Annotated in this window: 22 protein-coding genes, 1 tRNA gene and 2 rRNA genes; 15 read left to right on the top strand and 10 right to left on the bottom strand. The window is 39.3% G+C overall.

Annotation, left to right across the window (positions count from 1 at the left end):
- The first annotated feature begins 153 nt into the window (after nt 1–153).
- The 3 genes from fusA (at nt 154) to PYW30_RS10245 (ending at nt 3,718) form a co-directional block, all read left to right on the top strand.
- Nucleotides 154–2,244 (top strand): elongation factor G, encoded by a 2,091-nt coding sequence (gene fusA / locus PYW30_RS10255; protein ID WP_042219518.1) that lies wholly within the window; start codon nt 154–156, stop codon nt 2,242–2,244.
- Nucleotides 2,245–2,424: 180 nt separating this feature from the next.
- Nucleotides 2,425–3,240: a pur operon repressor gene (purR, locus tag PYW30_RS10250; RefSeq protein WP_003133543.1), complete on the top strand. Its 816-nt coding sequence runs from the start codon at nt 2,425–2,427 to the stop codon at nt 3,238–3,240.
- Nucleotides 3,227–3,718 carry a DUF2127 domain-containing protein gene (locus tag PYW30_RS10245; protein WP_042219520.1) on the top strand — a complete coding sequence of 164 codons (492 nt, stop codon included), beginning with the start codon at nt 3,227–3,229 and terminating at the stop codon, nt 3,716–3,718. The genes purR and PYW30_RS10245 overlap by 14 nt, the downstream gene beginning before the upstream one ends.
- A 14-nt stretch (nt 3,719–3,732) precedes the next feature.
- Here the strand turns inward: PYW30_RS10245 and lepB are convergent, their stop codons facing one another.
- Nucleotides 3,733–4,407, bottom strand: coding sequence for a signal peptidase I (gene lepB, locus PYW30_RS10240; protein ID WP_019299792.1), 675 nt, complete (start codon nt 4,405–4,407; stop codon nt 3,733–3,735).
- A 10-nt stretch (nt 4,408–4,417) separates the two neighbouring features.
- The gene (gene rnhC, locus PYW30_RS10235; protein WP_042219523.1) at nt 4,418–5,296 is read right to left on the bottom strand and encodes a ribonuclease HIII; all 879 of its coding nucleotides are present in this window, start codon (nt 5,294–5,296) and stop codon (nt 4,418–4,420) included.
- Between the two features lie 180 nt (nt 5,297–5,476).
- On the opposite strand from rnhC, the gene rplM reads away from it, so the two are divergent.
- Both rplM and rpsI read left to right on the top strand, forming a co-directional pair.
- Nucleotides 5,477–5,923: a 50S ribosomal protein L13 gene (rplM, locus tag PYW30_RS10230; RefSeq protein WP_003133539.1), complete on the top strand. Its 447-nt coding sequence runs from the start codon at nt 5,477–5,479 to the stop codon at nt 5,921–5,923.
- 16 nt (nt 5,924–5,939) lie between these two features.
- Nucleotides 5,940–6,332, top strand: a complete 393-nt coding sequence (gene rpsI / locus PYW30_RS10225) for a 30S ribosomal protein S9 (RefSeq protein ID WP_003133537.1) — start codon at nt 5,940–5,942, stop codon at nt 6,330–6,332.
- A 101-nt stretch (nt 6,333–6,433) separates the two neighbouring features.
- Here the strand turns inward: rpsI and PYW30_RS10220 are convergent, their stop codons facing one another.
- The 7 genes from PYW30_RS10220 to PYW30_RS10190 form a co-directional block, all read right to left on the bottom strand.
- A complete protein-coding gene (locus PYW30_RS10220) occupies nt 6,434–7,483 on the bottom strand; it encodes a site-specific integrase (protein ID WP_042219525.1) in 1,050 nt (349 codons plus the stop codon).
- A 90-nt stretch (nt 7,484–7,573) separates the two neighbouring features.
- The gene (locus tag PYW30_RS10215; protein ID WP_042219528.1) at nt 7,574–7,759 is read right to left on the bottom strand and encodes a hypothetical protein; all 186 of its coding nucleotides are present in this window, start codon (nt 7,757–7,759) and stop codon (nt 7,574–7,576) included.
- Nucleotides 7,749–8,351, bottom strand: coding sequence for a replication protein (locus tag PYW30_RS10210; protein WP_042219530.1), 603 nt, complete (start codon nt 8,349–8,351; stop codon nt 7,749–7,751). The genes PYW30_RS10215 and PYW30_RS10210 overlap by 11 nt, the downstream gene beginning before the upstream one ends.
- Before the next feature lie 150 nt (nt 8,352–8,501).
- On the bottom strand, nt 8,502–9,110 hold the full coding sequence (locus tag PYW30_RS10205) for a hypothetical protein (RefSeq protein WP_042219532.1): 609 nt from the start codon (nt 9,108–9,110) through the stop codon (nt 8,502–8,504).
- Nucleotides 9,107–10,183, bottom strand: coding sequence for an FtsK/SpoIIIE domain-containing protein (locus tag PYW30_RS10200; protein WP_042219534.1), 1,077 nt, complete (start codon nt 10,181–10,183; stop codon nt 9,107–9,109). Before PYW30_RS10200 ends, PYW30_RS10205 begins: the two co-directional genes overlap by 4 nt.
- Entirely contained in the window at nt 10,183–10,503 is a 321-nt protein-coding gene (locus tag PYW30_RS10195) for a hypothetical protein (RefSeq protein ID WP_042219537.1), read from the bottom strand. The genes PYW30_RS10200 and PYW30_RS10195 overlap by 1 nt, the downstream gene beginning before the upstream one ends.
- Nucleotides 10,504–10,648: 145 nt before the next feature.
- Nucleotides 10,649–11,080 carry a sigma-70 RNA polymerase sigma factor region 4 domain-containing protein gene (locus tag PYW30_RS10190; RefSeq protein ID WP_052370190.1) on the bottom strand — a complete coding sequence of 144 codons (432 nt, stop codon included), beginning with the start codon at nt 11,078–11,080 and terminating at the stop codon, nt 10,649–10,651.
- Between the two features lie 408 nt (nt 11,081–11,488).
- Here PYW30_RS10190 and PYW30_RS10185 point away from each other — a divergent pair, with 408 nt between their 5' ends.
- The 6 genes from PYW30_RS10185 to PYW30_RS10160 are packed head-to-tail and all read left to right on the top strand — an operon-like array spanning nt 11,489 to nt 16,959.
- Entirely contained in the window at nt 11,489–11,740 is a 252-nt protein-coding gene (locus PYW30_RS10185; RefSeq protein WP_422120504.1) for a hypothetical protein, read from the top strand.
- The gene (locus tag PYW30_RS10180; RefSeq protein WP_042219543.1) at nt 11,733–12,902 is read left to right on the top strand and encodes an adenine-specific methyltransferase EcoRI family protein; all 1,170 of its coding nucleotides are present in this window, start codon (nt 11,733–11,735) and stop codon (nt 12,900–12,902) included. The genes PYW30_RS10185 and PYW30_RS10180 overlap by 8 nt, the downstream gene beginning before the upstream one ends.
- A complete protein-coding gene (locus PYW30_RS10175) occupies nt 12,902–13,336 on the top strand; it encodes a DUF4231 domain-containing protein (protein ID WP_042219545.1) in 435 nt (144 codons plus the stop codon). The genes PYW30_RS10180 and PYW30_RS10175 overlap by 1 nt, the downstream gene beginning before the upstream one ends.
- A complete protein-coding gene (locus PYW30_RS10170) occupies nt 13,336–13,935 on the top strand; it encodes a TIR domain-containing protein (protein ID WP_042219547.1) in 600 nt (199 codons plus the stop codon). Before PYW30_RS10175 ends, PYW30_RS10170 begins: the two co-directional genes overlap by 1 nt.
- Before the next feature lies 1 nt (nt 13,936).
- Nucleotides 13,937–15,097 (top strand): HNH endonuclease family protein, encoded by a 1,161-nt coding sequence (locus PYW30_RS10165; RefSeq protein ID WP_042219549.1) that lies wholly within the window; start codon nt 13,937–13,939, stop codon nt 15,095–15,097.
- Nucleotides 15,098–15,135: 38 nt separating this feature from the next.
- Nucleotides 15,136–16,959 (top strand): helix-turn-helix domain-containing protein, encoded by a 1,824-nt coding sequence (locus tag PYW30_RS10160; RefSeq protein WP_042219551.1) that lies wholly within the window; start codon nt 15,136–15,138, stop codon nt 16,957–16,959.
- A 359-nt stretch (nt 16,960–17,318) separates the two neighbouring features.
- Here the strand turns inward: PYW30_RS10160 and PYW30_RS10155 are convergent, their stop codons facing one another.
- Nucleotides 17,319–17,990 (bottom strand): MgtC/SapB family protein, encoded by a 672-nt coding sequence (locus tag PYW30_RS10155; RefSeq protein ID WP_042219553.1) that lies wholly within the window; start codon nt 17,988–17,990, stop codon nt 17,319–17,321.
- A gap of 269 nt (nt 17,991–18,259) precedes the next feature.
- On the opposite strand from PYW30_RS10155, the gene cls reads away from it, so the two are divergent.
- The 4 genes from cls (at nt 18,260) to PYW30_RS10135 (ending at nt 24,810) form a co-directional block, all read left to right on the top strand.
- Nucleotides 18,260–19,708, top strand: a complete 1,449-nt coding sequence (gene cls, locus PYW30_RS10150; RefSeq protein ID WP_023889510.1) for a cardiolipin synthase — start codon at nt 18,260–18,262, stop codon at nt 19,706–19,708.
- 302 nt (nt 19,709–20,010) lie between these two features.
- A 16S ribosomal RNA gene (locus tag PYW30_RS10145) occupies nt 20,011–21,559 on the top strand.
- A 109-nt stretch (nt 21,560–21,668) separates the two neighbouring features.
- Nucleotides 21,669–21,741, top strand: a tRNA-Ala gene (locus PYW30_RS10140).
- Nucleotides 21,742–21,908: 167 nt separating this feature from the next.
- Nucleotides 21,909–24,810: ribosomal RNA gene (locus tag PYW30_RS10135) — 23S ribosomal RNA — on the top strand.
- Together the 16S and 23S rRNA genes with 1 tRNA gene alongside form the textbook arrangement of a ribosomal RNA operon.
- The last annotated feature ends 32 nt before the right edge of the window (nt 24,811–24,842 follow it).

Raw genomic sequence — 24,842 nt, 5'->3', positions numbered from 1 at the left:
TTTTTGACAACTCTTTTTGAAGATAAAGCAAGTCACTTTGAAAAAAGCTTAAATTTTATTTAAAAATAGTTGAAAGATAAAAATAGAACTATAAAAACCTTGATTATTATGATATAATGGGGTGTAAAACTAAAAATTAATTAGGAGAAAACTATGGCTCGCGAATTTTCACTTGAAAATACTCGTAATATCGGTATCATGGCTCACGTCGATGCCGGTAAAACAACTACCACTGAACGTGTCCTTTACTATACTGGTAAAATTCACAAAATCGGTGAAACTCACGAAGGTGCATCACAAATGGACTGGATGGAGCAAGAACAAGAACGTGGTATCACTATCACTTCTGCTGCGACAACTGCCCAATGGAAAGGCAACCGTGTAAACATTATTGATACACCAGGTCACGTGGACTTCACAATCGAAGTACAACGTTCACTCCGTGTTCTTGACGGTGCAGTAACTGTACTTGATGCTCAATCAGGTGTTGAACCTCAAACTGAAACAGTTTGGCGTCAAGCAACTGACTATGGAGTTCCACGTATCGTTTTTGCTAATAAAATGGATAAAATCGGTGCTGATTTCTTCTACTCACTTTCTACATTGCATGATCGTTTGGGCGCTAACGCTCATCCAATCCAAATTCCAATCGGAGCTGAAGAAGACTTCGTTGGTATCATTGACTTGGTAACTATGCGTGCAGAAATCTATACTAACGACCTTGGTACAGATATCCGTGACGAAGAAATCCCAGCAGAATACATGGAACAAGCTGAAGAATGGCGTACAAAACTCATCGAAGCTATCGCTGAAACAGACGAAGACTTGATGGAAAAATACTTTGCAGGTGAAGAAATCACTGAAGCAGAGTTGAAAGCTGCTATTCGTAAAGCAACAATCAACGTTGAATTCTACCCAATGCTTGCAGGTTCTGCCTTCAAGAACAAAGGTGTTCAAATGATGCTTGATGCAGTTATTGATTACCTCCCAAGTCCATTGGATATCCCTGCAATCAAGGGTGTTAACCCAGAAACAGACGAAGAAGACGAACGCCCAGCATCTGATGATGCTCCATTTGCGGCTCTTGCCTTCAAGATCATGACTGACCCATTCGTTGGACGTCTTTCATTCTTCCGTGTTTACTCAGGTACATTGGATGCTGGTTCATACGTTTTGAATACTTCTAAAGGTAAACGCGAACGTATCGGACGTATCCTCCAAATGCATGCCAATACACGTCAAGAAATCCAAACAGTTTATGCTGGTGATATCGCCGCTGCTGTTGGTTTGAAAAACACTACAACTGGTGACTCATTGACAGATGAAAAAGCTAAAATCATCCTTGAATCAATTGAAGTTCCAGAACCAGTTATCCAATTGATGGTTGAACCTAAAACTAAAGCTGACCAAGATAAGATGGGTGTTGCCCTTCAAAAATTGGCTGAAGAAGATCCAACTTTCCGTGTTGAAACAAACCCAGAAACTGGTGAAACAGTTATCTCTGGTATGGGTGAACTTCACTTGGACGTTCTTGTTGACCGTATGAAACGTGAATTCAAAGTTGAAGCAAACGTTGGTGCGCCTCAAGTTGCTTACCGTGAAACATTCCGCGCTGGAACTTCAGCACGTGGATTCTTCAAACGTCAATCAGGTGGTAAAGGTCAATACGGTGACGTATGGATCGAATTCACACCAAACGAAGAAGGTGCTGGTTTCGAATTTGAAAATGCTATCGTCGGTGGTGTGGTTCCACGTGAATTCGTACCAGCCGTTGAAAAAGGTTTGGTAGAAACTATGGCTAACGGTGTCCTTGCTGGTTACCCAATGGTTGATATTAAAGCTAAACTTTACGATGGTTCATATCACGATGTCGATTCATCAGAAACTGCCTTCAAGGTTGCGGCTTCACTCGCTATGAAAGAAGCTGCTAAGACTGCACAACCTGCAATCCTTGAACCAATGATGAAAGTTGTCATCACAGTTCCTGAAGAAAACCTCGGAGATGTTATGGGTCACGTAACAGCTCGTCGTGGACGTGTAAACAGCATGGAAGCACATGGTAAATCACAAATCGTTAACGCATTTGTACCACTTGCTGAAATGTTTGGTTATGCAACTACTCTTCGTTCATCTTCACAAGGTCGTGGTACATTCATGATGACATTTGACCACTACGAAGATGTACCTAAATCAGTACAAGAAGAAATCATCAAGAAAAACGGTCGCAGTGGCGATTCTGAATAATCTTTGATTATTTCAACGAATAAAAAGCAATATCTTTAAGGTATTGCTTTTTTTATTTTTAAATTATTCGAGCATATCTTCTAGACGCTGTAATTTTTATGTTTGAATTTGACTCCTTTGCTTGATTGTTCGGTTTTTCTACGTTATAATTAAACCAATAAAAAGAAAAGGGTGATAAATATGAAAAGAAACGAACGTTTAGTGGACTTTACTAATTTTTTATTAAACAGACCCAATAGAATGTTGAACCTGAACGAAATTAGTAAACGTTATGAAGTAGCCAAATCCTCTATTTCTGAAGACCTTGTTTTTATTAAACGGGTCTTTGAAGATCAAAACATTGGAATTGTCGAAACTTTTCCTGGAAGTTTAGGAGGCGTACGTTTTACACCCTATATATCTGATGAAGTTTCTCGGGACCGTGCCTTGGAGCTTGCCGAGCTTTTGCGTGAAGAAAATCGTATTTTACCTGGAGGTTATATATATCTTTCTGACATTCTAGGTCACCCTGCTAATCTAAAAAAAATTGGCCAAATTATTGCACATGAGTATTGTGATAAACAAATTGATGTTGTGATGACGATTGCGACAAAGGGAATTCCGATTGCACAGTCTGTAGCGGAAATTTTAGATGTTCCTTTTGTTATTGTCCGACGTGACCCCAAAGTTACAGAAGGGGCAACTTTAAACGTGAATTATATGTCAGGTTCAAGCAGCCGTGTTGAAAATATGACACTTTCTAAGCGGAGTTTATCGATTGGTCAAAGTGTATTGATTGTAGACGATTTTATGAAGGGTGCAGGAACAATTAATGGCATGAAGAGTCTTGTTCACGAATTTGATTGCTTCTTGTCTGGTGTTGCTGTCTTTCTGGAAGGGCCTTTCAAGGGAGAGCGTTTGGTCGATGACTATAAATCAATCCTCAAGGTGGATCAGATAGATGTTGCCCAGCGGACGATTGAAGTAGAGCTAGGTAATATATTTGAAGAGAAATAAAGCAAACAACCAGAGTGTTGTAGATCTAAGTTTTGATATTGTATTGTTGCTAAAGTCGCTCTTTGCCTTGGGCGAAGTTCTGGGTGGTATTTTTCTTTTCTTTATTACACCTGAGCGTATGTCGGGTATTGTGGGCTGGTTTACTCGAGGAGAATTAAAAGAAGACCCGAGTGATTTTATAGCTCACCTTTTATTAAACTTGGGGCATCATTTTACTGTGAGTACACAATATCTCGCCGCTATTTATCTTCTAGTACATGGTTTAATCAAGCTTGTAACGCTGTTACTTTTATGGAAAAAGATTCTTTGGGCGTATCCCTTATCGATTTTTGTTTTTTTAGGCTTTATTATTTACCAAATGATAGAGTATTCACAGCATCATTCTAATTTTATGCTCTTTGTATCGGTTTTTGATGTTTTGCTGATTGTCCTTACCTCCTTAGAATATAAAAATATGAAAAAAGCTTTGTCTAGATAGACAAAGCTTTTTTATTAGTTAAGGGTAGAAATTTTATTAATTGGCCACACACGGAACATGGTCCGTCCAACAATATCAGAACGCTTAAAGGTTCCGACTGCTCGACTGTCTCTCGACACGATACGGTTGTCCCCTAAGAGAAGGTATTCTCCCTCAGGTACTTTAATCGTAAAGGTTGGATTGCCTGTTGCATCCGTTGTAAAGGCTTGAGCTTGTTGCGCCAGTTGAACAAAGAAAGCGCGGTTGGCTTCAGAGAGTTCGGAAGTTAAAGCGTAATTTTGATAAGTCTTTTCGAGTTCATTATTAGAAAGCTGTTTTTTAAAGTCTGCCAAATAAGGCTCATCAGTTTTCTTCCCATTAATATAAAGTTGATCTTTATCAAATTTAATTTCATCACCAGGCATACCAACGACACGTTTTACAACGTCTTTTGTTTCGGTTTGCCCATTTACTGTTTCTGTTTCTTTAGCAACTACGATATCAAAGCGGTTAATACTTGCAGTTTTGATAAGAACAAGACGTTGTTTATCAGCTAAGTTTGGATCCATTGAATGACCATCAACAACGACAAGTGACCAGATAAAGATACGTGAGAGGATTGCGATGGTGATAATTGCGAGAAAGATGCCCCATTCTTTGATGAAACGTGTGAAGGCATTCGTTTGTTTAGTTTGTGTGGTATTTTCCATATTTAACTTTCTATATTTGAGCTATGTTTATTGCTTTCTTAGTATTAGCAAAATGTAATTTTGCATATTTTTTCAAGGACTCACGACCGTTTTGACGGATGAGTTTTGCAGCTACTTGGTCAGAAGCTGCTCCGGCGCCACTTGGTAACGTATAACCTGCTTCTAGAGAAAGTGCTTTGAGACTTTCTAGAAAGAGGTAGCGGGCGATAATAGAGCTGCAGGCAACGGCTAAGAACTGGTCTTCAGCTTTAGGTAAAAGTGTAACTTTACCGTTCACTCTATTTTGCTCGGCGAATAAATATTTTTGATAATTTTTTTCAGTCGTAAAGGCATCAACAATGATGTATTCAATACTTTCCGAAACCCGTTTTTCGAGGAGATAAATAGCTTGGTTATGTAAGGCTACTTTGATACTTACAGCATTATAACCTGAATCAATGACTTGGTTATATTTTGTGGGCTCAACAATCAAAGGCACATGTGTGATATTCTCTATTAATTGAGGCGCGATTTGATAGATTTTTTCATCGGTGACTTTTTTAGAATCGGCAACACCGAGCTTCTTTAATAAAAGAACATCTTCAGCATTGACAAAACTTGCCACAACGACTAAGGGACCAAAATAAGAACCATTGCCGACTTCATCGGTACCGATGATGTTCTCTTGTTGCTGTGGACGTGATGAAGCAGCATGCCCAAATTGTTGAGCGATACGTTCAGCATCTTCCCCTTGAAAGACAACTTTTCCTGATGTATAGACAGAAATAGTAGCTTTGGGTAGCTTTGCATAAAAAACAATATATTGGTTCTTGGATGCTTTCTTATATTTGTCGAACTTAAGAAAAAGTTTATCTAACATTTTGGAGTCTAAAGTAAGAACTACATTCATGGTAATAGTTTAACATAAAAGCAAAAAAATTAAAAATGAATCTTGACAAGACTTGACATATGTGGTATTATGATAAACGGTATTGTTTACCCCATTTTTGTGGCCCCGGAAACCCAAAAATATTTGCAGGACTCTTACACCTGCCGTAAACAAATTCTAAGTAAAGGAAACTTAACCCAAATGATGAAAACAACATTCATGGCTAACGCTTCAAACGTTGACCGTAAATGGTACGTGGTTGACGCAACTGATGTACCTCTTGGTCGTTTGTCAGCTGTAGTTGCTAGCGTACTTCGCGGTAAAAACAAACCAACTTTCACTCCTCACACAGATACAGGTGATTTCGTTATCGTTATCAATGCTGATAAAGTAAAACTTACTGGTAAAAAAGCAACTGATAAAGTTTACTACCGTCACAGCCTTCACCCAGGTGGATTGAAATCAATCACTGCTGGTGAACTCCGTGAGAAAAACGCTGTACGTTTGATTGAAAAATCAGTTAAAGGTATGCTTCCACACAACACTCTTGGTCGTGCTCAAGGCATGAAACTTAAAGTGTTTGTTGGTGGTGAACACACACACGCAGCACAAAAACCTGAAGTTCTTGATATTTCAGGTCTTATCTAAGGAGGGAACGCACTAAATGGCACAAGTACAATATGCTGGCACAGGACGCCGTAAAAATTCAGTTGCTCGTGTACGTCTCGTACCCGGCACAGGTAAAATCGTAATTAACAAACGTGATGTAGAAGACTACATCCCACAAGCAGCACTTCGCCTTGTTATCAACCAACCATTTGCAGCTACACAAACTGAAGGTAGCTACGACACACTCGTAAACGTAAACGGTGGTGGTGTATCAGGTCAATCAGGAGCTATCCGTCACGGTATCGCTCGTGCATTGCTTGAAGTGGATCCAGACTTCCGTGGTGCTTTGAAACGCGCTGGCTTGCTTACACGTGATGCTCGTATGGTTGAACGTAAAAAAGCTGGTCTTAAGAAAGCCCGTAAAGCTTCACAATTCTCAAAACGTTAATCAGAACCGCTCTGTATCAACGTTTGTGGACATTTCTGGTGCAATCTTGGTGCAATTTGGCTTGTTAAAGCAGTTGTATCAAGGGGTTCCAGACACACAAATTATTCTGATAAAGAATTCAAAAAATCTAAAGCATCGGCATCTTGCTGGTGCTTTTTTTCTGGCATTAAAGTCAGATAATAGTTCATCGTCGTTTGGATATTAGAATGTCCTAATCGCTGACTAATATAATCTATTGAAATCTTATCGCTTGAAAATAAAAATGAAGCATGAGTATCACGCAAACCGTGAAAAGTTGTCTTTGATAATCCTAAGCGGTTTAATAATCGTGAAAGTTTTGCAGATTGTTGGAAGCCATCAGGGTCAAAAATATATCCATTTTCTTTGCACGGAACAGTTTTGAGAAGTTCCATGACATCATGATTGATAGTGATTTTTCTTCGTGATTTCTTTGTTTTTAACTCAGTATCTTTTGAGGTGGGACTGATGGATTCACGAATAAGAATAGCATTATCTTCAATGTAGTCGGGGCGTAAACCAAGCAGTTCTCCACGTCTAGCTCCAGTTTCTAAAGCAAGAAGTACCATAATTTCAAACTCATTCTTATGCGCTCGTATCAAATATTGTCTTAAAATTTTCATTTCTGTGATTGATAAGGCAATATTTTTCTTTTCGGAAACTTTACCACGAGTTTTAATCAACTTTCCAAAATCGGTAGCCAAAAGCCCGTGTCCGTATGCGTAACTTAGAGCAGTTCTGATTTTCAAGAGAACTTCGGTAGTTGTTTTTCTTGAGTGATTTTCTGCATACTCATCAATTTTAGATTGTACAAGCAAATCATCAAGCGCAGAAATTTTTGTGTCTCCAAATAATTTTTTTACAATCGGAATAACATGGAGATAATTCTGATAAGTTGTTTCACGAACATCATTTTTCTTGACGGTTTTAACCCAATTTTCAAAGTACTTTGAGAAAGTCTGATTCCGTTTTGAAAGGTCGATTCCGATATTCTTGGCAAGCTCATTTTCGAGCGCCCATTTTTTAGCATCCTCCTTGTTGTCAAAAGATTTTGTGATTCTGGCATTATTGCCATATTTTGATGTGGAAACAGTGACACGCCACTTTTTTCCACGTTTTGTTATTTGTGCCATATTATTCAGCTTTCTAATTAAAAAGTTGATAGCAGGCAAATGAATACAAGATTATTGTACTTGAAATCTGCGAAACTATCAACATTCGTATTAACTCACAAAGTGAGATTCAATAAATTTTTTAAGTTCCTCAATCGTGAAACGCTCTTGTGTTCCAACCATGAAGCGCTTTAAGGTATTGTCAGAACGGATATATTTATCAAAAGATTTAGGGTCAATTCCAATAAATTTTGAAGCTTGCTCACGATTGAGTAAATAAGGATAATTACTTTCCATTGATTTCCTCCTCATTTTCTTTACTCTCTCTTATGTTATATCGCTTAGAATCCAGATAAATCTTGAAAAAGTAGCTTTTATCAAAGACATATAGAAGTAAATCAGGAAACTGTTCTGCGATTAAATCTGTGAAGTCCGCAAATTCTCTTAAGCCAGAATCACGCATGACTTCATAAACTTGTTTGAGCAAGTCAGGGTTGTTTTCTGCTAAGAATTTTTCCAATTCAAAACCACATCCCGTTTCAATATCTTCAACGTTGTAGAGTGTCTTTTCTGGATTTTCCGCATGAATAAAGTAATCATACATACCTTTTGGGCTCATCACAACTTCAACATGGGCGGGAGTATTAAGTTTTTCAGTCAATAAATCTGAAACTTGTGTATAGCTTTTTAGACTCTCAAAGAATAATGCACCATGTTTGTGCGCTTTTTTAAATTCACCTGTTGTTTTGTTCACGTCCTTATCATGCCAAGGACTAAGTACGTAAGGAACGTGAAGTTCATCAAGCACCTCAAGATAATCTTCTGGTGCGCTTTCTTTGTACAATAGGAATGCCCATTTATTTGAGCGCTGTTCTTTTCTCTGTGTCATTTCAACACCTCCTATTACTCAGGAGATTATTGTTCTATTTTCGGAATCGTGATTATTGATTATTGGTTTAATGGGGTCGTAGTAGCCCATTAAACCAAAAGAAAAGTGGCGTTTGCGGTTTTCACTTTGTGAACCGCAACGCCACCCGTCTTATCGTTTAGTGCCAATCAACCACATTTTATTTTTTACTCGATTTGGAGCTGAGAAATAATAATCAGGATTTCGACTTGCAACTTCCTCTTTGATTTGAGCTTCCATTTCTTTGAGTAGCTTTTGTGCCTGTTGCGTGTGAGGAACTTTGAGATAGAGAATGATGTTCTCGTTGCTAATATCTATCACACCTTTGTGAACTGCTTTGTTAAAAGTTTTGAAAATAGGATTAAAAGAAGTAATTTTTTGATTTTCGGCTGTCTTTTCAGAATGTTCACTTTGAACTAAAAAGTGTCGGAGCTTAAACGTTTGAAAAACAGACTTGAAATAATTCAAGAAAGTATCTTCTCGTAGTCGTGAGAATAATTCAATGCCTAGCAACAGAAATAATAGAATCAAAGTAGCTGTTGCAAGCATCTCAATATACCGCAAAATCTGAAGCGTCCATTCTCTGATTTCTTGAGTTAATATTACTTTTGATAGCATATCATTCTTGTCAAATAAGAAGTGTGTCCACTTGAAAGCAACGATAGATAAACTTTCAACACCTGCTAAAATGAACAGATTCAAAATCAAGTTAAAGGTTTTGATGAAGTAAGTTTTTTTCATAGGATGCCTTTCTTTGTATAGTAAGTTGGACAGAGCAAGGGTAAAACAGCATAGGGATGCTCGTTATCAATAACCATAATCAAGCCCGTTCCTACTCCAACGGGAATAACAATTCCATCAGGGTCAAGGTCAGGAAAAAGAAATTGTACTGTTTTACTATTGATGTTTCCAATTTGAATTAAAACATTTAATTGTTCCCGAACGCTGACAGGAATTGAATTGTAGTCAAAACGCTGTGAAACCAAGAGTAAGTGGACTTTTGTAGCTCGTCCAAGGAGTGCAATTTGAGATAAGAGGGAGAAGAAGGAATCTTTGATGTTCTTGTTTGTCCCCTCAGACAAAGCCAAAACTTCATCAATAACCACAGTCAGATGAGTAAATTTGTGTTCGGGGTTATCATAAAGAATGTTTTGTCGCTGATAAATGAGCTGTAAGCAACCACTTAATGCTTCATTGATTTGAGAAACAAAATCAGATTTGGAACGATTTTGCTTGGGGTGGATAACTTTAATACCATTGAGCCTTGCCCATCTTGACGGTGTATCAAACTTAGGGTCAATAATGATGAGGTCTGAAATTGGTTTGAGCATGGATAAAAAGTAGGTCAAGGCGTAAGATTTTCCTGAACCACTATTTCCAGCAATCGCAATCGAGGTCACTTTTTCATAATCAATCACTAGATTTTCCATGATAGGAAGTGTTGTTCCAATATTAGAAGTTGAAAATTGTTCTAAATCGGAAATGACTAACCGCTTTGAAATCCCCTTTTTCCAAGGGAAATAAAGTCCACGTTGAGTATGTATATCGTCTGTTTCAAAGGGGACAAAATAGGCTGAATTTTGCTTCAACAACGTATAGCGAGGGTACAACGCAGCGTTCGCAATCAAGAAAATTTTTTGATAGAGTTCATTATCAATGATATAGCCCGAAGGCAAGCGGGGAATGAATAAGAATCCATTTTCCCCGACTTTACAATCGAAACTTTGCGTGTAACTTGTTTCGCCTTGAATTTGTGAACCAAGCGCCATGTTCAGACTCTGTAACAAGTACTGTTCGAGTTGTTTATCTGTCATTATTTCACTTCCTTAATCTCATTGGCACGGAAGTAGATGTTGTAACTGACTTCACAGGCTTGAAGGTCATCAAAGGTAATCACCGCCAAGTAGGGTGGAAGTTTAATTTGATGCTCGAACTTTACTTCAAATGGTGGTAATCCAGCTTGAGTAAACCAAGCTTTATAGGCAATGACCTCATCTGTCCGTTTGTTATCTTCAAATTTGAATTGCGCTTCAAGTTCAAGGCTCAAAGAATGAATCGGTTTTGAGGCGTCTAAGATATTGTTTGCCAGTTCAGGAGTATAGCCTCCTGTGCGTTTTTGAAATTTTGCTTTCATGGTGTAAATCCTTTCTTGTTAAAAATTTTTTGAGTTGGCTCAGTTTAAAGTCAGGAGCTAGACTTTATCAGATGAAGAACATACTTTCCACCTCCTCTATTACTCAGGAGAAAAAACGAGGATTTTCGGAATCCTCGCTTAAAAATTATTTGAGAAGTGATTTGAGGTGTTCTAAATCCTTCGTAAAGTGCGATTTGACAGTCTTATCATTCATTTTGACTTCTTTTGAAATTTTGCTATAAGGCTTTTTATCAAGTAATCTTCCTAATAAAATTTGTTGCTCTACTTCATCAAAAGCTTGAATCGCGATAAAAGGATTGATTTGTTCAGTCTGTGCTTCTATTTGAAGAAGTGTTTCCAAAGGGTCAAGAGAAAAATCTGGAATCGTGTCCCCAAGTTCAATTTTAAGATTGTCTGTTGTTCCGATATTCCAGTTGGTGCTTAGTAATCCGTAGGCTCTATCTTTGCGCTCAAGATTATCAAGTGGTTGGTCGAGCAGACGAAGCACCTTATCCCAATCTCCACGTTTGGCGGCTTGTTCAATCAAATCATCCCGTTTGTCTTCTACTTTGCTCATGCTGTTTCCTTTCGTCCGAGGACAGAAAGAAACAAGCTCAGAGTTCGACAAAAAAGCACATCAAAACAACGGAGAATCAGAATAGCGAGTAAATGACTGATGTCATTTCACTATTTGTTTCAATCCGTCCATTTTGATGCGCATCATTTTGGACTATTTTTATTTACAAGTTACCTTGCATAACCATATTTTACTAAAGCCAGAAAAGGATTCCTATGACTTGTCAGGTCAATTTTAAAAGGCTTGGTTGAGCTGTTTTGAATTCATATATGTGTGATAATACAGCTATGTTTTGCTCAATAATTGACTTGTAAAGTCAATCTGAGAATAAAAAATTTTAAGTTTTTTTAATTAAACCCTGCTTGCGCTATTCATGGTATAATAGGAATAATAAATATTTGACAAGGAGTGTTAGAATGGTACAATCGTTCAGCACAGCACAGCACAGCACAGCACAGCACAGCACAGCACAGCACAGCACAGCACAGCACAGCACAGCACAGCACAGCACAGCACAGCACAGCACAGCACAGCACAGCACAGCACAGCACAGCACAGCACAGCACAGGTAGTTTCTACCCTTTTTCGGTGTGTTCAAAAAACGCCATCAAATTTGACGGCGTTTTTGCGTGCTCAGAAAGCGGGTGTGTAATTGGCTAATCAAAATTTATCTAATGCTAAAAAGGCAAAAAATGACGAATTTTACACACAATGGGTGGATATTGAAAAAGAGATGAATGCTTATCTGGAGTACAATCCCGATGTATTTAGAAACAAGACCATTCTCCTTCCTTGTGATGACCCTGAATGGAGCAATTTTACTAAGTATTTTGCACAGAATTTCATGAATTTTGGTCTGAAAAAACTAATTTCAACCAGCTATGCCCAAGATAGTAAGTTGATTAAAACACCGATTCAGCTGTCACTTTTTGAAATGGAATCGCCAAAGTTTGATGAAACTAAGTCACATGCTAATGGCAAGATTTTCACGTTGGAGCGTAAAGATGTGACAGGCGATGGTAAGATTGATATTGAAGACCTTGAATTTGAATATCTGACAGGTGATGGTGATTTTCGTACTGATGAGGTCTGTAAGTTACGTGATGAGGCGGATATTGTTATCACAAATCCGCCATTCTCGCTCTTTAGAGAGTTTTTAGCTTGGGTTATGGAAGCAGACAAAAAATTCTGTGTGATAGGAAATCAAAATGCAATTACATACAAAGAAATTTTCCCTTACATTTTAAATAATAAAATCTGGTTGGGGACATCAATGAATGGTTCTAATCGCTGGTTTGGGGTTTCTGATGAGTATGAATTTAGTTCAAATGCAAAACATAGGATAGTTAATGGACAGCATCAAATATTTGTGAATTCTGTGGTTTGGTTTACCAACTTAGAGCATGGGCGGCGACATGAATTACTTTCGCTAATGAGTATGGAAGATAACTTGAAGTTCTCTAAGATTAAATTCGTTAGAGAAAATGGTTATCCTCAATATGATAACTATGAAGCTATAGAAGTTCCAAATTATAAAGCAATACCTAATGATTATGAAGGAATAATGGGAGTTCCCATTACCTTTCTACATCATTATAATCCAGAACAATTTGAAATTGTTGGTAGCGATGCATATAACGCTACACCACCAACCAAGATTTATAAAAGAAAAGAGAAAGTTGTTGACGGAAAAAGAAGTAAGTCTAAGACTGGTACGATGGGGTGTGTTATAAGGAAGGAAGAATTTGGTTCGGGAACCTACTTTGATGTTGGTTACCCTGTACAAGCAGTCTACAAAAGAATTTTCATTAGGAGGAAGTGATGAAAGAAGGGGAGTACCTAAAAACACGCTTAGATGACCAACTAAATTGGTATGATAAAAAGAGCCAGCGTTACAAGAAAGCATACTTATTCTCACGAATTACATCAATAATATTAGCGATACTCATTCCTCTCTTTTCTGGACTAGCGAAAGATTTTGGCTGGTGGATTTTTAATTTAATTGCAGTGATTGGTGCAGTTATTGCATTGATTGAAGGGGTCAGTTCTTTATTGAAATACCAAGAAAATTGGATTAGTTATCGGACAATAGCAGAAACTCTGAAACATGAGAAGTATATGTTTTTAACAAAAACGGGTGTATATAAAGACGTTGAAAGTCCCTTTACTGACTTGGTGGAACGCGTGGAAACAATTATATCAAGCGAAAATGTCAACTGGGCGAATTTACAGCAAAATGAGAAAGGAAAAAAATAATGAGTAAATCAAAAGTATTTATTTCTTTTCGGATGTCAGATAGCTCTGATTATAAAGATAGACTGTCTAAGAAGTTTGAAGAACTTGATTATGTTATCAATAAATCTGAAGATGTTGATAGAGGGAATTTGTCAGAAGACACGATTCAAAAATATTTGTACGAGAAACTTGCTGACTCTAGCTTGACAGTGGTTATTCTATCTCCAGAAGCGGTTGATTATCGGCGAGATTGGTTTAATAATATTGACGATTGGTTATACGATGAACTTCGATATTCTTTGGAGGATAGGAGTGGTAATCGCACAAATGGCGCGATTGCACTTTATACTCCAGAAGCTAAATCCCAAGTAATTGCACGAGAAACAGAGGAAGTGACCACGATTGCTGATTTTTCAAATCTTGTTCGTAAGAATATGCTTAATGTCAAATCAGAATATAAATATTGTCCAACGGATGGCTATTATAATTCTCTAAAAGACAATTATATCTCTCTAGTAGCTTTTGACACTTTCATGAATTCGCCTAAAACATATATTGATTCTGCACTTGAAAAACGTGACAGGCTTAATCAATTTAATTTAACGAAAAGGATGAGCTGATATGGAAACGACACGGAAAACATACACAATTTCCGAGATTTGTGATGGATTTATTTATAATGAACTTGAAGGTAAAGGACTTTTTGGATTGGCTGGAAAATTAACTATTCAGCCGGAATATCAACGTAGTTATATATATGCTGACGGAAAAAGAGACATTGCAGTTATTGAGTCAATTTTGAAGGGATACCCATTAGGATTGGTTTATTTCAATAAAGTTGATAGTGAGTGTTTTGAAGTCTTAGATGGGCAGCAACGGATTACATCCTTTGGTAGATTCGTTAAGGGGAAATTTGCTATTAAAGATACCAACGGGATGCAACAGTATTTTAGTGGCTTAGCTCAAAATTTGCAAGACAAGATTTTACAAACTGAGATTCTGGTTTATGAGTGCGAAGGAACAGAAAGTGAAATCAAAGAATGGTTTAAAACCATTAACATTGTTGGCGTTCCATTAAATGACCAAGAACTGCTAAATGCTGTTTATTCTGGTCCCTTTGTTACGCTTGCTAAAGCAGAATTTTCAAATACACAGAATGCAAATGTTCAAAAATGGAGTGCTTACGTGTCAGGAACTATCAATCGTCAAGATTATCTTAAAACAGCACTGAAGTGGGTTTCAAAAGATAATATTAGTGATTATATGAGTGCTCATAGGAAGAATACGAATATCACAGAATTAAAAGGTTACTTTACAAGCGTCATTGACTGGATTTCTAGTGTTTTTACTGATGTTGAAACAGAAATGCGTGGACTTGATTGGGGGAATTTGTATGAAACATATTATACTCAGGCGTACAATCCAACGGCAATTTCCATCCGAGTCCATGAACTATATGGTGACTCTTATGTCAAAGATAAAAAAGGGATTTTTGAATATATCTTAGGTAAAGAACAAGATAAAAAGTTATTGAACGTGCGTGTGTTTGACGAAGCGACTAAGAAATCAGTATATGCTAAACAAACTGCGGTAGCTAAAGAAAAAGGAGTTTCAAATTGCTCCTACTGTGAAATTGGACATGATGCCAAGAGTACGAAAATTTGGGCGTTCAAGGACATGGATGCTGACCATGTTTCGGCATGGAGCAAAGGTGGCGTTACTGATATATCTAACTGTGAAATGCTTTGTAAGTCGCATAATCGTGCGAAGGGAAATAAGTGAGGGTTTTAAGTCCTTTATTTGAGTAAGACAGGTGGGTAATGGCTTCCTTTAAAAAATATATAAAAAAGAAATTTTATAATCAACTTTATGAGGCAAGCTCTAGATTTGTAGTTGCAAACAAAAAGGATTTAGGATTTTATCTGGGATGGGTAGAAGTTGATGATATTGAGATTAAAAGTATATATATTAACAGTACTTCTCCAAAAGAGATTGAGTTTGATGTTATTATAATTTGCGACATTTCTATGAAAAAATGGAGTGAGTCTTATGAGGGGGAATTGGCGAATAGGTGGCTTAGGGTAAAATGTTATGGGGAGTTGAATGCGGGAGTAAAAAAATTCAAAATCAAGCAAATCTTGCAATATGAAAAAGGTTCAAATAATGAGTTCAAAAATCCAATGTCTGATGAGTTAGTACCTTTCATCTGGAAAAATGATTTGGAAAAAGTTGCAGAAGATTTTTTGAGAAGACATTATCCGCTTGCTTTGGAAGTTCCACAGGCAATTAACCCCTATCAGCTAGCCACAAACATGGGACTTGAGATATTGAAAAAAGAAATTACTCCTGACTGCTCAATCTTTGGACAAATCTATTTTCAAGACTCTCCTGATAGCGAGATAAAAGCAGGTACAGTTCTTATAGATTCTAACCTTGAAAATATCAGAAATTTGGGAGTAGTGAACAATACTATTGTTCATGAGTGTGTACACTGGGGTAAGCACAGACAAGCTTTTGAGTTGGAAAGAGCCTATCAGCAGGATTTATCAAATATCTCAACAGCACTTTCAGTAGAGCAAAAATCCTCAAAAACAAGTGCAACAGATTGGATGGAGTGGCACACACAGACTTTGACTCCTAAAATCATGATGCCAAGGAAAATGTTTAAGCAGGAAGCGGAAGCTGTCATCAAGCACTTGGTTGAACGAAGTGATTCAAAAGATGAACTTGATGTTATTGAAAAAGCGATTGATGAACTAGCTCATTTTTTTGAAGTTTCAAGACTTTCCGCAAAAATTCGACTGGTTGAACTTGGTTATGATGAAGCAATAGGCGCCTTTAACTTTATAGATGGTGTTTATGTTCCCACACATTCATGGGAAAAGGGGTTCCTTAAAAACAATCAAACTTTTTCTGTAGGTGTGATAGATGCAGGATTACAGCTTCTTTTTCATCCTGAATTAAAGAAAAACGTTGAAAGTGGAGCATTAATTTTTGTAGAATCTCACTATTGTTTGAATGAACCTAAATATATTTCTCATGATGTTTTCGGGAATCCGTTTTTAACTCCTTATGCTCGGCATCATATGGATGAGTGCTGTATTGTCTTTGAAATTTCTGCAAAAGTCAAGGCTGGGAATCAAGCTTTATCATTGAGTTTAGTTCTCAACAGAGATAAGCAATCTGACATTCAGTTTAATATCAGCTGTCCTGATGAGAATAATGTTACGGTTGAGGAAAGAGCCGACTATATCGCAACTCATGCTCAAGATGTGATGGACTTGTTAGCAAATTTTCCAAGTAATCTTGGGGAAACTCTAAAAGCTTTGATGAAATGGCGAGAAATTTCGGTTGAGAAATTAGCTGAGGATTCCCAGTTAGATGTTGCAAGTATTTCGAGAATAAGAAGCGGAAAAAGAGAAAATCCGACACTTAAATCTGTCATTGCACTTTGTGTAGGAATGAAGCTTCCACCAATTCTTAGCCACAAATTGATTGAAAATGCGGGTTATATTTTACGTTTTTCAAATCAGGAACAAATGCTTTATGAAATTATCTTAGATGGTTGTGGATCATTAGATATTTATGCTTGTAATGAACTGCTGATTAGAAAAGGATTTGAACCTCTTGTCATAGAAAAATAAAAATCAGTTTATTGAAATAATGAACTGATTAGATGTATTCAATTTCTGCTATCTTGGTGCAAGTCTGGTGCATTCCTATTCCAAAACTATCAATTCTTATCCATATCTATCATTTTCTAAAAATATAGAATGGCTCAACTGTAAGGATAGAGAAGGATATAAAAGTGCTAATATCAAACCTTTGGCGCTCAAAACGTTAATCTGTTTCAGATATACCAACGTTTTGGACTATTATTTGGTGGAGAATGGTGTAAAATTCACTTTTTTCTATCCATATAAAAATAAAAGACACCCGTATTTTACGGGTGTCTTTTTCATATTTTTCGTAGGGCTGCATTTAAGTAATCGTGGTCTTATGGTCAGTATTCAATTGTCTTGATCTTCTTATTTGACTCTAAAAGAGCCATCAGGGATGCAAGTTCATAAGTTTTGGGTAATCTTAAATATAGATTCGTTTTCAAAGAATTATTTGATTTTTTTTCGACTTTTATACTCAGGATTTCGACATGCTCATTTTTCAGTTGTTTTTGTAGCTTGTGAAGACCTTCAAAGTCTTCTAATTGAACGATAAGATGATTGCTTGTTGCTGATTTTATCCACCGATAATTTTGATGTAAAATAATTTGAAAAAGTAAAATGAGTAAAGTAGCTACAATACCTATAAAATATAATCCAGAACCAATAGCCATCCCAATACCAGAAGTTGCCCAAACTCCAGCAGCGGTGGTTAAGCCTCTAACGGATTGATTGTGAACAAAAATCAATCCTGCCCCTAAGAAACCAATTCCGCTTACAATTTGAGCAGCTATTCTGGAAGGATCAAAATTGACCCCATGGGTACTAATGATGTCCATAAAGCCGTATTTTGAGACAATAATCATCAAGGCAGCACTCAAAGCTACAATTAAATGCGTGCGTGTGCCAGCATTTTTATAACGGCTATTTCTTTCATAACCAATGGCATAGCCACAAATTCCTGCTAATATTAGTCGAATCAACCAATCCAGTTGTGTTAAGAAAGTAATTTGCATAAAAATTCCTCCTTGTCCTTTAAAACTTATCTTACATTATAGCGCTGTTTTTATGAAAAAAACAGTATCTTTCATAAAAATGAATAACCGATAATAGACTAAACTTCTATTGGTATGTTTCGATAGAAATGAAGATTCCAATCGTTTTTATTTTAAATTTTTACACAATAGAATATTAATGTCTAGCTGACGTTTAATATTCCCTTAATTTTGGTATAATTGGATGAACAATATTATTTTATAGAGGATTATTTAGGGAGAAATATTTTATGTCACTTGCGACAATTTATAGCTTTATTGGAACACTGATAACGATTAACACGGTGCTTGCCCTTGTGACGATTTTTCGTAAACCGAGGTCTATTGCCAGTATTTTGGCTTGGTTTATGTTCTTAGTTTTTTTACCAGGTGTTGGATTCCTTGGTTATCTTTTCTTAGGACGAGGGCTGGATCGCACAACAACGCGACGTTTTGAAGAAGAAAATAAATATAACCTGTCCATTCTTGGCCAAAGAGTTCATGAAAACAATGAAAAATTTGGACCAAAAGACATGACACCGCACGAAAAATTACTTAAAAGATATTTTAATAATATGGAACGTACCCCGCTTTGTCGTGGGAACACCGTGAAATTTTATCTCAATGGCGAAGATAAATTTTCAGCCTTATTTGAAGATATAAAAAATGCTAAAGACAATATTCATGTGGAATACTATGCATTTTTTAATGATAAAATTGGGACCGCTTTTCGCGATCATTTGATTGCGAAAGCTAAAGAAGGTGTTGAAGTGAGAGTGGTTTACGACCCATGGGGAGGAAAAACCAAAAAAGATTTCTTTAAACCTTTAGAGGAAGCCGGAGGAAAAGTTACAGCCTTTATCACCTCACGTAATGCGCTAATGAAAACACGACTGAACTATCATTTACATCGTAAAATAGTAGTGATAGATGGTCAAATTGGCTGGACTGGTGGTTTTAATGTTGGTGATCAATATATATACAACAGTAAAAAGTTTGGCTTCTGGCGTGATACACATGGCAGAATCGTTGGTACAGCAGCTTTCGGTCTTCAGGAAACATTTATTCGAGATTGGAATGTTTCAGTTAAAGATCCTCGAGAGAAACTTGAACGAAGAGATACATATTTTGTAGTACCAGAAGAAGAGGGAAACATTGATATTCAGATTGTGGCTAACGGTCCAGAAAATGATAATAAAACCTTAAGAACAGGTTTTATTAAAATGATTATGGATGCTGAAGACTATATCTGGCTTCAATCGCCTTATTTGATACCTGATGACTCGATGATAACGGCACTTGTAGCCGCGGCGAATTCTGGTGTGGACGTAAGAATAATGATTCCCGATATGCCTGACCATCCTTTTATTTTTAGAGCAACGCAATATTACGCAAATTATCTGCATAAACAAGGTGTAAAAATATACAATTATACAAATGGCTTTATACATTCTAAAACTCTTGTAATGGATGGGAAATTAGGCGTTTTTGGTACAACTAATCAAGATATACGCAGTTACGAATTAAATTTTGAGATAAGTGCTTTTTGCTATGATGAAGGAGTAGCAGAAGAGATGAGAAAGACTTTTGAGGCAGACTTAAAAGATTCAAGCCTCCTTACTGATGAAGAAATTGCTCAACAATCTCTCTGGCTTAAAATCAAGCAAAACTTTTCGCGATTACTGAGTCCAATATTATAGAACTAAAAAATCAGACACTAGGTGTCTGATTTTTTTAGTGTTAAAGAACGTGACAACGGCGGGGTTTTCCGAACAAGGGTAAAAAAAGAAGTAAAAAACCACAGTTTATTCTTGACAGGGAGGGAGTAGTTTGATAGAATATAATAGTTGTCGCGAGAGAGCGTATCTCCCGTGAGAGCGATAGACCTTTGAAAACTGAATAAAGTAGAATGACTATATGCGAGAAGGGAACTTCTTGTATACCAACTGTCAATTCAATAATGAAAGACAAAACAACAGCCAGTTCATTTGATGAACTAAATTTAAATGAGAGTTTGATCCTGGCTCAGGACGAACGCTGGCGGCGTGCCTAATACATGCAAGTCGAGCGATGATTAAAGATAGCTTGCTATTTTTATGAAGAGCGGCGAACGGGTGAGTAACGCGTGGGAAATCTGCCGAGTAGCGGGGGACAACGTTTGGAAACGAACGCTAATACCGCATAACAATGAGAATCGCATGATTCTTATTTAAAAGAAGCAATTGCTTCACTACTTGATGATCCCGCGTTGTATTAGCTAGTTGGTAGTGTAAAGGACTACCAAGGCGATGATACATAGCCGACCTGAGAGGGTGATCGGCCACACTGGGACTGAGACACGGCCCAGACTCCTACGGGAGGCAGCAGTAGGGAATCTTCGGCAATGGGGGCAACCCTGACCGAGCAACGCCGCGTGAGTGAAGAAGGTTTTCGGATCGTAAAACTCTGTTGTTAGAGAAGAACGTTAAGTAGAGTGGAAAATTACTTAAGTGACGGTATCTAACCAGAAAGGGACGGCTAACTACGTGCCAGCAGCCGCGGTAATACGTAGGTCCCAAGCGTTGTCCGGATTTATTGGGCGTAAAGCGAGCGCAGGTGGTTTCTTAAGTCTGATGTAAAAGGCAGTGGCTCAACCATTGTGTGCATTGGAAACTGGGAGACTTGAGTGCAGGAGAGGAGAGTGGAATTCCATGTGTAGCGGTGAAATGCGTAGATATATGGAGGAACACCGGAGGCGAAAGCGGCTCTCTGGCCTGTAACTGACACTGAGGCTCGAAAGCGTGGGGAGCAAACAGGATTAGATACCCTGGTAGTCCACGCCGTAAACGATGAGTGCTAGCTGTAGGGAGCTATAAGTTCTCTGTAGCGCAGCTAACGCATTAAGCACTCCGCCTGGGGAGTACGACCGCAAGGTTGAAACTCAAAGGAATTGACGGGGGCCCGCACAAGCGGTGGAGCATGTGGTTTAATTCGAAGCAACGCGAAGAACCTTACCAGGTCTTGACATACTCGTGCTATCCTTAGAGATAAGGAGTTCCTTCGGGACACGGGATACAGGTGGTGCATGGTTGTCGTCAGCTCGTGTCGTGAGATGTTGGGTTAAGTCCCGCAACGAGCGCAACCCTTATTACTAGTTGCCATCATTAAGTTGGGCACTCTAGTGAGACTGCCGGTGATAAACCGGAGGAAGGTGGGGATGACGTCAAATCATCATGCCCCTTATGACCTGGGCTACACACGTGCTACAATGGATGGTACAACGAGTCGCCAACCCGCGAGGGTGCGCTAATCTCTTAAAACCATTCTCAGTTCGGATTGCAGGCTGCAACTCGCCTGCATGAAGTCGGAATCGCTAGTAATCGCGGATCAGCACGCCGCGGTGAATACGTTCCCGGGCCTTGTACACACCGCCCGTCACACCACGGAAGTTGGGAGTACCCAAAGTAGGTTGCCTAACCGCAAGGAGGGCGCTTCCTAAGGTAAGACCGATGACTGGGGTGAAGTCGTAACAAGGTAGCCGTATCGGAAGGTGCGGCTGGATCACCTCCTTTCTAAGGAATATAAAAAAAGATGTTGTTCTACTTTATTCAGTTTTGAGGGGTCTATAAAGACCAACAAGCAGTCTTTTGATGCAAGATAGAGAAGATTGCGTTGAGAGAAGGGGCCTTAGCTCAGCTGGGAGAGCGCCTGCTTTGCACGCAGGAGGTCAGCGGTTCGATCCCGCTAGGCTCCATAAGATACGGAAGTATCTGGTCAACGAAGACGTTAAAATAGGAATTGATCATTGAAAACTAAATAACAATATCTTATAACGATAAATAAACCGAGAAATGTTTTAAACATTTCTGTAAAGCTGCGAATTCTTTTAAAGAGTTCGAAAAAACTTATACTTGTTTTAATGGCAAAGTTAATAAGGGCGCACGGTGGATGCCTTGGCATTAAGAGCCGAAGAAGGACGTGACTAACGACGATATTCTAGGGGGAGCAGTAAGTACGCATTGATCCCTAGGTCTCCGAATGGGGAAACCCACTATGTTATGCATAGTATCCGTAAGTGAATACATAGCTTACGCGAAGGTAACGCAGAGAACTGAAACATCTAAGTACCTGCAGGAAGAGAAAGTAAAAACGATTTCCTAAGTAGCGGCGAGCGAACGGGAAACAGGCCAAACCAAGAAGCTTGCTTCTTGGGGTTGTAGGACTGCAACGTGGACTTAAAGTCTATAGAAGAATTACCTGGGAAGGTAAGCCAAAGAGAGTAATAGCCTCGTATTTGAAATAGACTTTATACCTAGCAGTATCCTGAGTAGGGCTGGACACGCGAAATCCAGTTTGAATCCGGGAGGACCATCTCCCAAGCCTAAATACTCCTTAATGACCGATAGTGAACCAGTACCGTGAGGGAAAGGTGAAAAGAACCCCGGGAGGGGAGTGAAATAGCACCTGAAACCGTGTGCCTACAAGAAGTTCGAGCCCGTCAATGGGTGAGAGCGTGCCTTTTGTAGAATGAACCGGCGAGTTACGTTATGATGCGAGGTTAAGCTGAAGAGGCGGAGCCGTAGCGAAAGCGAGTCTGAATAGGGCGCTTTAGTATCATGATGTAGACCCGAAACCTAGTGACCTATCCATGAGCAGGTTGAAGGTGCGGTAAGACGCACTGGAGGACCGAACCAGGACACGTTGAAAAGTGTTTGGATGACTTGTGGATAGCGGAGAAATTCCAAACGAACTGGGAGATAGCTGGTTCTCTCCGAAATAGCTTTAGGGCTAGCGTCGCAATTTAAGTGTATTGGAGGTAGAGCACTGTTTGGATGAGGGGCCCATCTCGGGTTACCAATTTCAGATAAACTCCGAATGCTAATACACATGTGCGGCAGTCAGACTGCGAGTGCTAAGATCCGTAGTCGAAAGGGAAACAGCCCAGACCACCAGCTAAGGTCCCAAAATATATGTTAAGTGGAAAAGGATGTGGGGTTGCACAGACAACTAGGATGTTAGCTCAGAAGCAGCTATCATTCAAAGAGTGCGTAATAGCTCACTAGTCGAGTGACCCTGCGCCGAAAATGTACCGGGGCTAAACATATTACCGAAGCTGTGGATTTAATATTAATTAAATGGTAGGAGAGCGTTGTAATCAGCGATGAAGGTATACCGTGAGGGGTGCTGGAGCGATTACAAGTGAGAATGCCGGTATGAGTAGCGCAAGATAAGTGAGAATCTTATCCACCGTAAGACTAAGGTTTCCAGGGGAAGGCTCGTCCGCCCTGGGTTAGTCGGGACCTAAGGCGAGGCCGAAAGGCGTAGTCGATGGACAACAGGTTGATATTCCTGTACTAGTATTGTTAGTGATGGAGGGACGCAGTAGGCTAAAGGGAGCCAGTTAATGGATTCTGGTCTAAGCAGTGAGGTGTGGAATGTGTCAAATGCATTTTCCTTTAACATTGAGCTGTGATGGGGAAGCAACTACGGTTGCGAAGCCCTTGATGTCACACTGCCAAGAAAATCTTCTAGCGTTTAATTCAATACTACCCGTACCGCAAACCGACACAGGTAGTCGAGGCGAGTAGCCTCAGGTGATCGAGAGAACTCTCGTTAAGGAACTCGGCAAAATGACCCCGTAACTTCGGGAGAAGGGGTGCTGTAGAAATACAGCCGCAGTGAAAAGATCCAAGCAACTGTTTATCAAAAACACAGCTCTCTGCTAAACCGCAAGGTGATGTATAGGGGGTGACGCCTGCCCGGTGCTGGAAGGTTAAGAGGAGGGGTTAGACATTAGTCGAAGCTCTGAATTGAAGCCCCAGTAAACGGCGGCCGTAACTATAACGGTCCTAAGGTAGCGAAATTCCTTGTCGGGTAAGTTCCGACCCGCACGAAAGGCGTAATGATTTGGATACTGTCTCAACGAGAGACTCGGTGAAATTTTAGTACCTGTGAAGATGCAGGTTACCCGCGACAGGACGGAAAGACCCCATGGAGCTTTACTGCAGATTGATATTGAGTACCTGTGAAGCATGTACAGGATAGGTAGGAGACTTTGACCTTGGGACGCTAGTTTCAAGTGAGTCGCTGTTGGGATACTACCCTTGCTTCATGGTTGCTCTAACCCACACGCATAATCGGCGTGGGAGACAGTGTCTGTCGGGCAGTTTGACTGGGGCGGTCGCCTCCTAAAGAGTAACGGAGGCGCCCAAAGGTTCCCTCAACATGGTTGGAAATCATGTGTAGAGTGTAAAGGTATAAGGGAGCTTGACTGCGAGAGCTACAACTCGAGCAGGTAGGAAACTAGGGCTTAGTGATCCGGTGGTACCGCATGGAAGGGCCATCGCTCAACGGATAAAAGCTACCCTGGGGATAACAGGCTTATCTCCCCCAAGAGTTCACATCGACGGGGAGGTTTGGCACCTCGATGTCGGCTCGTCGCATCCTGGGGCTGTAGTCGGTCCCAAGGGTTGGGCTGTTCGCCCATTAAAGCGGCACGCGAGCTGGGTTCAGAACGTCGTGAGACAGTTCGGTCCCTATCCGTCGCGGGCGTAGGAAATTTGAGAGGATCTGCCCTTAGTACGAGAGGACCGGGGTGGACTTACCGCTGGTGTACCAGTTGTTCCGCCAGGAGCACCGCTGGGTAGCTATGTAGGGAAGGGATAAGCGCTGAAAGCATCTAAGTGCGAAGCCCACCTCAAGATGAGATTTCCCATTCTTTATGAATTAAGAGCCCTGAGAGATGATCAGGTTGATAGGCTGGAAGTGGAAGTCCTGCGAGGGATGGAGCGGACCAGTACTAATAGCTCGAGGACTTTACCAAGTAATAGAACATATGAGTTTAGCTTTACTTAT

It is taken from the genome of Lactococcus garvieae subsp. garvieae, from assembly GCF_029024465.1.
GTDB classification, from domain to species: Bacteria; Bacillota; Bacilli; order Lactobacillales; family Streptococcaceae; genus Lactococcus; species Lactococcus garvieae.
The sequence above is the reverse complement of the archived record's forward strand: the minus strand, read 5'-3'. Positions and strand labels throughout refer to the sequence as shown.

Excerpts from the sequence above, each read along its gene's own strand:
- fusA (WP_042219518.1), top strand. The coding sequence starts at position 154 with ATGGCTCGCGAATTTTCACTTGAAAATACTCGTAATATCGGTATCATG.
- purR (WP_003133543.1), top strand. The coding sequence starts at position 2,425 with ATGAAAAGAAACGAACGTTTAGTGGACTTTACTAATTTTTTATTAAAC.
- lepB (WP_019299792.1), bottom strand. The coding sequence starts at position 4,407 with ATGGAAAATACCACACAAACTAAACAAACGAATGCCTTCACACGTTTC.
- rnhC (WP_042219523.1), bottom strand. The coding sequence starts at position 5,296 with ATGAATGTAGTTCTTACTTTAGACTCCAAAATGTTAGATAAACTTTTT.
- rplM (WP_003133539.1), top strand. The coding sequence starts at position 5,477 with ATGATGAAAACAACATTCATGGCTAACGCTTCAAACGTTGACCGTAAA.
- rpsI (WP_003133537.1), top strand. The coding sequence starts at position 5,940 with ATGGCACAAGTACAATATGCTGGCACAGGACGCCGTAAAAATTCAGTT.
- PYW30_RS10220 (WP_042219525.1), bottom strand. The coding sequence starts at position 7,483 with ATGGCACAAATAACAAAACGTGGAAAAAAGTGGCGTGTCACTGTTTCC.
- PYW30_RS10215 (WP_042219528.1), bottom strand. The coding sequence starts at position 7,759 with ATGGAAAGTAATTATCCTTATTTACTCAATCGTGAGCAAGCTTCAAAA.
- PYW30_RS10210 (WP_042219530.1), bottom strand. The coding sequence starts at position 8,351 with ATGACACAGAGAAAAGAACAGCGCTCAAATAAATGGGCATTCCTATTG.
- PYW30_RS10205 (WP_042219532.1), bottom strand. The coding sequence starts at position 9,110 with ATGAAAAAAACTTACTTCATCAAAACCTTTAACTTGATTTTGAATCTG.
- PYW30_RS10200 (WP_042219534.1), bottom strand. The coding sequence starts at position 10,183 with ATGACAGATAAACAACTCGAACAGTACTTGTTACAGAGTCTGAACATG.
- PYW30_RS10195 (WP_042219537.1), bottom strand. The coding sequence starts at position 10,503 with ATGAAAGCAAAATTTCAAAAACGCACAGGAGGCTATACTCCTGAACTG.
- PYW30_RS10190 (WP_052370190.1), bottom strand. The coding sequence starts at position 11,080 with ATGAGCAAAGTAGAAGACAAACGGGATGATTTGATTGAACAAGCCGCC.
- PYW30_RS10175 (WP_042219545.1), top strand. The coding sequence starts at position 12,902 with ATGAAAGAAGGGGAGTACCTAAAAACACGCTTAGATGACCAACTAAAT.
- PYW30_RS10170 (WP_042219547.1), top strand. The coding sequence starts at position 13,336 with ATGAGTAAATCAAAAGTATTTATTTCTTTTCGGATGTCAGATAGCTCT.
- PYW30_RS10165 (WP_042219549.1), top strand. The coding sequence starts at position 13,937 with ATGGAAACGACACGGAAAACATACACAATTTCCGAGATTTGTGATGGA.
- PYW30_RS10160 (WP_042219551.1), top strand. The coding sequence starts at position 15,136 with ATGGCTTCCTTTAAAAAATATATAAAAAAGAAATTTTATAATCAACTT.
- PYW30_RS10155 (WP_042219553.1), bottom strand. The coding sequence starts at position 17,990 with ATGCAAATTACTTTCTTAACACAACTGGATTGGTTGATTCGACTAATA.
- cls (WP_023889510.1), top strand. The coding sequence starts at position 18,260 with ATGTCACTTGCGACAATTTATAGCTTTATTGGAACACTGATAACGATT.